The organism is Streptomyces sp. NPDC052496, from assembly GCF_040679095.1.
Taxonomy (GTDB): Bacteria; Actinomycetota; Actinomycetes; order Streptomycetales; family Streptomycetaceae; genus Streptomyces.
In genome coordinates this window covers 131,045-138,022 of record NZ_JBFAUH010000027.1, presented here as the reverse complement: position 1 = coordinate 138,022, position 6,978 = coordinate 131,045, and the positions used below count along the sequence as shown (strand labels likewise).

The window sequence follows — 6,978 nt, the reverse complement described above, 5'->3', positions numbered from 1 at the left end:
GCGTCCGGGGCGCGCTGGGCCTGGGCCTCGAACAGCTGCGGCATCGTCAGCGCCGGAACCACCTGCTGCGTGGCATTACGGACATGCACCAGCTCCTGCCGCTCCTCCTGCGTGAGGACCTCGGCGCTTCCGACCGTACGGTCCGGATCGGCCACGATGCTGCGCAGCATCCGGACCATGCGCCCGGCCAGGGCCTCGGCGCCGGTGCGCTCGAAGAGGTCCGTGGCGTAGGTGAGGACACCGGTGAGACCGGCCGGTTCACCGTCGGCGGTGTGCTGCTCGGACAGGCCGAAGACCAGCTCGGACTTGGCGGCCTGGACACCGACCGGCTCGGGCCGCACCTGGAGCCCGGGCAGGTCCGGGGAGATGGCGGTGCCGTCCTCCAGGTTCAACGAGACCTGGAAGAGCGGCGTGTGCGAGAGCGCCCGGGCCACTCCCGCCGCCTCGACGACCCGCTCGAAGGGGGTGTCCTGGTGGGCGTAGGCGGTGAGGTCGGTTTCGCGGACGCGGGCGAGGAGCTGGCGGAAGGTGGGGTCGCCGGAGAGGTCGGTGCGCAGGGTGAGGGTGTTGACGAAGAAGCCGATCAGGTCGTCGAGGGCTTCGTCGGAGCGTCCGGCCACGGCGGTGCCGATGGGGATGTCGGTGCCGGCGCCGAGGCGGGACAGCAGGGCGGCCAGGGCGGTGTGCAGCACCATGAAGAGGGTGGCGCCGGATTCCTGGGCGACGGACAGCAGGGCGCGGTGGAGTTCGGCGTCGATGTCCAGAGCGACCGTGGCGCCGTGGTGGGTGGCGACAGGTGGGCGGGGGTGGTCCAGGGGCAGTTCGAGGAGTTCGGGGGCGCCGGTGAGTTCTTTGCGCCAGTGGTCGAGCTGCTGGGCCAGGAGGCTGGTGGGGTCGTTCTCGTCGCCGAGCATGTCGCGCTGCCACAGGGTGTAGTCCGCGTACTGGACCGGCAGGGGCTCCCACGCGGGGGCCTGCCCGTCGAGGCGGGCGGTATAAGCGGCGGACAGATCACGGGAAAGAGGACCCATGGACCAGCCGTCGCTGGTGATGTGGTGCAGCAGGACGAGCAGGACGTGCTCGCGGTCGGCGACCTGGAACAGAGTCAGCTTGACCGGCACACCGGCGGCAAGGTCGAAGCCGTACGCGGCCGCCTCGTCCAGGGCAGCGCGCACCTGCTCCGGACCGCCCAGCTCGACCAGTTCGAGAACAGGCCGGGCCTGGTCACCGTCGAGCACGACCTGGCACGGCTCACCGGACATCTCCGCGAAGCGGGTCCGCAGCGCCTCGTGGCGCTCCACCACATCACCCAGTGCCGCCTCCAGCGCGGCACGGTTCAGCTCGCCGGTCAGCCGTACGGCGACCGGGACGTTGTAGGTCGGGCTGGGGCCCTCCAGCTTGTGCAGGAACCACAGCCGCTGCTGCGAGTGCGACAGCGGCAGCCGCTCCGGACGCTCGCCCGCCACCAGCGGCGGACGGACCGTGCCCGCGTCGGCCAGCCGGGCGGCCAGCTGCGCGGGGGTCGGTGCCTCGAACACCGCCCGGATCGGCAGTTCCGCCCCGAGCGTCCGGCGCAGCCCGGCGATCAGCCGGGTCACCAGCAGCGAGTGCCCGCCCAGCGAGAAGAAGTTGTCGTCCACGCCCACCCGCGGCAGGCCCAGTACCTCCGCGAAGGCGCCGCACAGAATCTCCTCGTGCGCGCTGCGCGGAGCACGGCCCGGTCCGCCTGCCGAGGCGCCGTAGTCGGGCATGGGCAGGGCCTTGCGGTCCAGCTTGCGGTTCGCCGTCAGCGGCAGCTCGTCGAGCAGGACGAAACTCGTGGGCACCATGTAGTCGGGAAGCTGCCCGGCCGCGTAGCGGCGCAGCTCGGCGGAGTCCACGCGCTGCCCCGGCGCCGGTACGGCGTAACCGACCAGCCGCTTGTCGCCGGGCTGGTCCTCGCGGACGATCACGGCCACCTGGGCCAGCTTCGGGTGCGCCCCGATGACGCCCTCGATCTCACCCAGCTCGATACGGAAGCCGCGCAGCTTGACCTGGTCGTCGACGCGCGCGACGAACTCCATCTGGCCGTCCGCCCGCCACCTGGCCAGGTCGCCCGAACGGTACATCCGGCTGCCGGGCGGGCCGTAGGGGTTGGCGACGAAGCGGCCCGAGGTCAGGTCCGGGCGCCGGTGGTAACCGCGGGTCACCAGGTCACCGGCGATGTACACCTCGCCGGTGCTGCCGGTGGGCACCGGGCGCAACCGGGCGTCCAGTACGAACATCTGGGTGTTCCAGATCGGCCGGCCGATGGTGACCACGCCCGCCGGTACGGTGTCGCCCGGTTCGATGCGGTACTCCGAGCAGCCGACGGTGGTTTCCGTCGGGCCGTACTCGTTGATGACGGTCGCCTCGGGGTGCCGGCTCCGCCACTCGTCCAGGACCTCGCCCATCAGCGACTCGCCGCCGAGGACAAGCTGCTCCTCCGGCGAGAACTGCGCGGGCAGTTCGATGAGCAGAGGCAGGTGGCTGGGGGTGGCCTTGACGAAGGTGGGCCGGGGCCGTCCGTCGACGGCCTGGGCCTGTCCGTCCAGCCCCACCAGCTCGACGCAGCCGCCGGAGGTCAGTGGCGCGAACAGGCCGGTCGCGGTGAGGTCGAAAGCCACCGGCGAGTGCACGAGGGCCCTTCCGGCCACACCCGGGTACGCCGTACGGGTCCAGCTGAGGTAGGCGTCCAGCGAGCGGTGCTGGACGGTGACGCCCTTGGGGCGGCCGGTGGATCCGGAGGTGAAGATGACAAAGACCGCGTTGTCCGCCAGCAGTGGTGCGTTGCGGTCGGCGTCGGTGAGATCCGTACCGTCCTGACCGGCCAGCGCCGCGGCGACCCCGGAGTCGTCCAGGCGCAGCGACGGGCACGGTGCGGGGACGTGGTCGAGTACACCCTGGGCCGTGACGGCCAGTACGGGCGCCACATCCTCCAGCATGAAGCCGAGCCGGTCCGCGGGGTAGGACGGGTCCAGCGGCAGGTAGGCGCCACCGGCCTTGGTGATGGCCAGCAGGGTCACCACCAGGTCCACCGAGCGGGGCAGCGCCACCGCGACATAGCGCTCCGGGCCGACGCCCTGCGCCACCAGGAGCCGGGCCAGCCGGTTGGCGCGCGTGTTGAGCTCGGCGTAGGTCAGGGTGGTGTCCTCGTGGGCGACCGCGGGGGCGCCGGGCGCCCGCCGTGCCTGCTCCTCGATGAGGACGGGCAGGGTCTTCCCCGAGACCTCGTGCGGGCGGCCCTGCCACTCCTCCAGCGCCTGCCGCCGCTCCTGCTCCGTGAGGAGCTCCAGCTCGCCGACCGAGGTGTCGGGCTGGGCCGTGGCCCCGTCCAGAAGCCGCACCAGGCGGGCGGTCAGCGAGTCGACGGTGGTCCGGTCGAACAGGTCGGTGGCGTATTCCAGCATGCCGTCGATGCCCGCGGGTGTGCCGTCCTGCGCCGTCTTCTCCTTGGTGTGGAAGGAGAGGTCGAACTGCGCAACGCACGTCGACACGTCCTGCGCCACCGCCTCGACACCAGGCAGAGCGATGGCTTCCTCGGGGGTGTTCTGCGAGGTCAGCATGGTCTGGAAAAGGGGAGCGTGGGACAGCGACCGGACCGGGTTGACGGCCTCGACGATCCGCTCGAAGGGGGTGTCCTGGTGGGCGTAGGCGCTGAGGCCGGCTTTGCGTACGCGAGCCAGGAGCTGGCGGAAGGTGGGGTCGCCGGAGAGGTCGGTGCGCAGGACGAGGGTGTTGACGAAGAAGCCGATCAGGTCGTCGAGGGCTTCGTCGGAGCGTCCGGCCACCGCGGTGCCGATGGGAATGTCGGTACCCGCGCCGAGGCGGGACAGCAGGGTCGCGAGACCGGCCTGCAGCACCATGAACACCGTGACGTCGCACTCACGGGCCAACTGCGCCATCCGGGCGTGCAGTTCGGCGTCGAAGGTGAACTGCGTGCGGGCGCCGCGGTAACTGGCGACGGACGGGCGGGGCCGGTCGAGCGGCAGCTCCAGCAGTTCCGGCGCGCCGCTCAACTCCCGCTTCCAGAACGCGAGGTGCTTGGCCGCGGTGCTGTCCGGGTCGTTCTCGTCGCCCAGCATCTCGCGTTGCCACAGGGTGTAGTCCGCGTACTGCAGCGGCAGCGGCGACCAGGCCGGGGCCCGGCCGCCGGCGCGGGCGGTGTACGCGGCGGACAGGTCGCGGGTGAGCGGATCGCGGGACCAGCCGTCGGTGATGATGTGGTGCAGCAGCAGGAGCAGGACGTGGTCGCCCTCGCCGAGCCGGTGGAGGGTGGCCTTGAGCGGCACTCCCGCGGTGAGGTCGAAGCCGTACGCGGCCTGCTCGGCCAGCGCCTGCTGAAGCTGGTCCGCGTCGCCCAGTTCTGTGAACTCCAGTTTCGGGGCCGCCTCTTCGGCGTCCAGGATCACCTGGCGGGGCTCGCCGTCGTAGTCGTCGAAGCGGGTGCGCAGCGCCTCGTGCCGCGCCACCACATCGCCCAGCGCCGCTTCCAGCGCGGTACGGTCCAGGTCGCCGGTCAGCCGGACGGCGATCGGGATGTTGTAGGTCGGGCTGGGGCCCTCCAGCTGGTGGAGGAACCACAGGCGCTGTTGGGCGAGGGAGAGCGGGATCCGGTCCGGGCGCTGCGCGGGGACCAGCGCGGGGCGTGCCGCGCCGGCGTCGGACAGCCGGGAGGCCAGCCCGGCGACGGTCGGCGCCTCGAACACCGCGCTCATCGACAGCTCGGCGTCCAGGGTCGTGCGGATACGGCTGGTCAGCCGGTTGGCCAGCAGCGAGTGGCCGCCCAGGTCGAAGAAGTTGTCATCGATACCGACCGCCGGCAGGCCCAGCACCTCGGCAGTCAGCCGGCACAGGATCTCCTCCGTCGGGGTGCGCGGGGCGCAGCCGGCACCGGCGCTGTACTCCGGTACGGGCAGCGCCTTGCGGTCCACCTTCGCGTTCGGCGTCAGCGGCCACTCGTCGATCACGACGAAGGCCGACGGCACCATGTACCACGGCACGATCTCCGAGACGTGCGCCCGCAGCGTCGCGGCGTCCGGCTCGGCAGCCCCCTCCGCGGCGCTCACGTAGGCCACGATGCGCTGGTCGCCGGGGCGGTCCTCGCGGACCAGCACCACGGCGCGCGACACCTGTTCGTGCTGGGTCAGCACCGCCTCGATCTCACCCGGTTCGACGCGGAACCCGCGGACCTTCACCTGGTGGTCGGCGCGGCCGCGGAACTCCAGCTGGCCGTCCTGTGTCCACCGGGCCAGGTCACCGGAGCGGTACATCCGGGTGCCGGGCGCGCCGAACGGGTCGGCGACGAACCGCTCGCTGGACAGGGCCTGCTGCTTGAAGTAGCCGCGGGCGAGACCGGGGCCCGCGATGTAGAGCTCGCCGGTGACGCCCGGCGCCACCGGGCGCAGCCGGTCGTCCAGGACGTAGCCGCGCATGTTGTCCATCAGGCGGCCCAGCGGCAGTACGCCGTCCGGCGTCGGGCGGCCCGGTTCGAGCCGGAACTGCGCCATGTTGACGGTGATCTCGGACGGGCCGTACACGTTGATGACGGTGGCCCCGGGGTGGCGGCGGCGCCACTCGTCCAGCGCGGCGCCCAGCAGCGCCTCACCGCCGAGCATCAGCTCACCGGTCGGCGAGTAGCCGTCCGGGAGCAGGTTGAGCATCGGCAGATGGCTCGGGGTGGCCTTCATGAAGGTGCACGAGACGGTGTCGGCGTACGCGTCCTCCTCCAGCGCGGCGGCCAGCACCCGCCCGCCGGAGACCAGCGGTCCCCACAGCTCCGAGACGGTCATGTCGAAGGAGACCGGCGAGTGCCACAGCGAGGTGCCGCCGGGCCCCATGCTCGGGTAGTCCTTGCGGGCCCAGGCCAGGTAGTCGGCCAGTGAGCGGTGCTCGATCACCACGGCCTTGGGCGTCCCGGTGGAGCCGGAGGTGTAGGTGACGTACGCCGGGTTGGCCATGCGCAGCGGTTCGGTGCGCTCGGCGTCGGTCAGGTCGGTGTCCGGCAGACCGCGCAGCGCCGTGTCCACCGCCGGGTCGTCGAGCAGCACGAGCCGATCGGCGAGCTGCTCCGCGGCGGGGGAGTCGGCGGTGGTGAGCAGGCAGGTGGGGTCGGAGTGGCCGAGCATGTAGGCGATGCGCTCGGCCGGGTAGTCGACGTCCACCGGAAGGTAGGCGGCGCCGGTCTTGGTGACGGCCACCAGCGACACGATCTGGTCCAGCGAACGCGGCATCAGCACGCCGACGATCCGCTCGGGGCCGGCGCCGCGGGCCACCAGCATCCGGGCCAGTCGGTTGGCACGCTCGTTCAGCTCGCGGTAGCTGAGGGTCCGGTCGCGGAAGGACGCCGCGGGCGCGTCGGGGGTACGGCGTACCTGGGCCTCGAAGAGCTCGGGCAGCTTCAGGTCGGGAACGGCGCTCAGCGGCCCTTGCCAGCGCGCCGGGACGCCCGCGAAGAGCTCCTCCTCGGCGTGGGACTCCACCGCATCCGCAGTCTTCGAACCGCTCATCTTTCCGCAACTCCTCGTGGCCCGACGAAGGGCTCGTGCTCTCGACATGCAGACGTGTGTGGGGCCGCGTGGTGTGGGCATACACGCATGACACTCGTGGGCCGAGGCTATGCAGAGCGGATTTCGCCGCGTTATTGAAACCCTTTCGCAGGCGGGCGGGGGTGGGACGGCCGATATCGGGGCCCCGGGCAGCAGCGCGGACCACGGTCCGGCCGAAGCCGCCGGCTGCCATCACGCCCCTGCACACAAGAGCGCGGAGGAACACGCACCGGCACACGCCCCGGCCATCGGCGCAGCGCGCCGCTACACGTCCCGTGCTGTCTGCTGCGGCTGCCCGCCTTCCGCGGCACGCAGTACGTGGCGGAGCCCCGGGCGGTCCCGACGACAGCGGAAGCGGCAGGTACCGAAAGAGTAAGGCGTCACGCTGGCCCACGGTGGGACACAACGGACG

Annotated in this window: 1 protein-coding gene; it reads right to left on the bottom strand. The window is 71.9% G+C overall.

What is annotated here, in order from left to right; genetic code table 11:
• Positions 1-6,527, bottom strand: a 6,527-nt coding sequence (locus AB0L45_RS31125; RefSeq protein WP_365845829.1) for an amino acid adenylation domain-containing protein, incomplete at its 3' end; no start/stop codon positions are given.
• Positions 6,528-6,978: the final 451 nt, after the last annotated feature.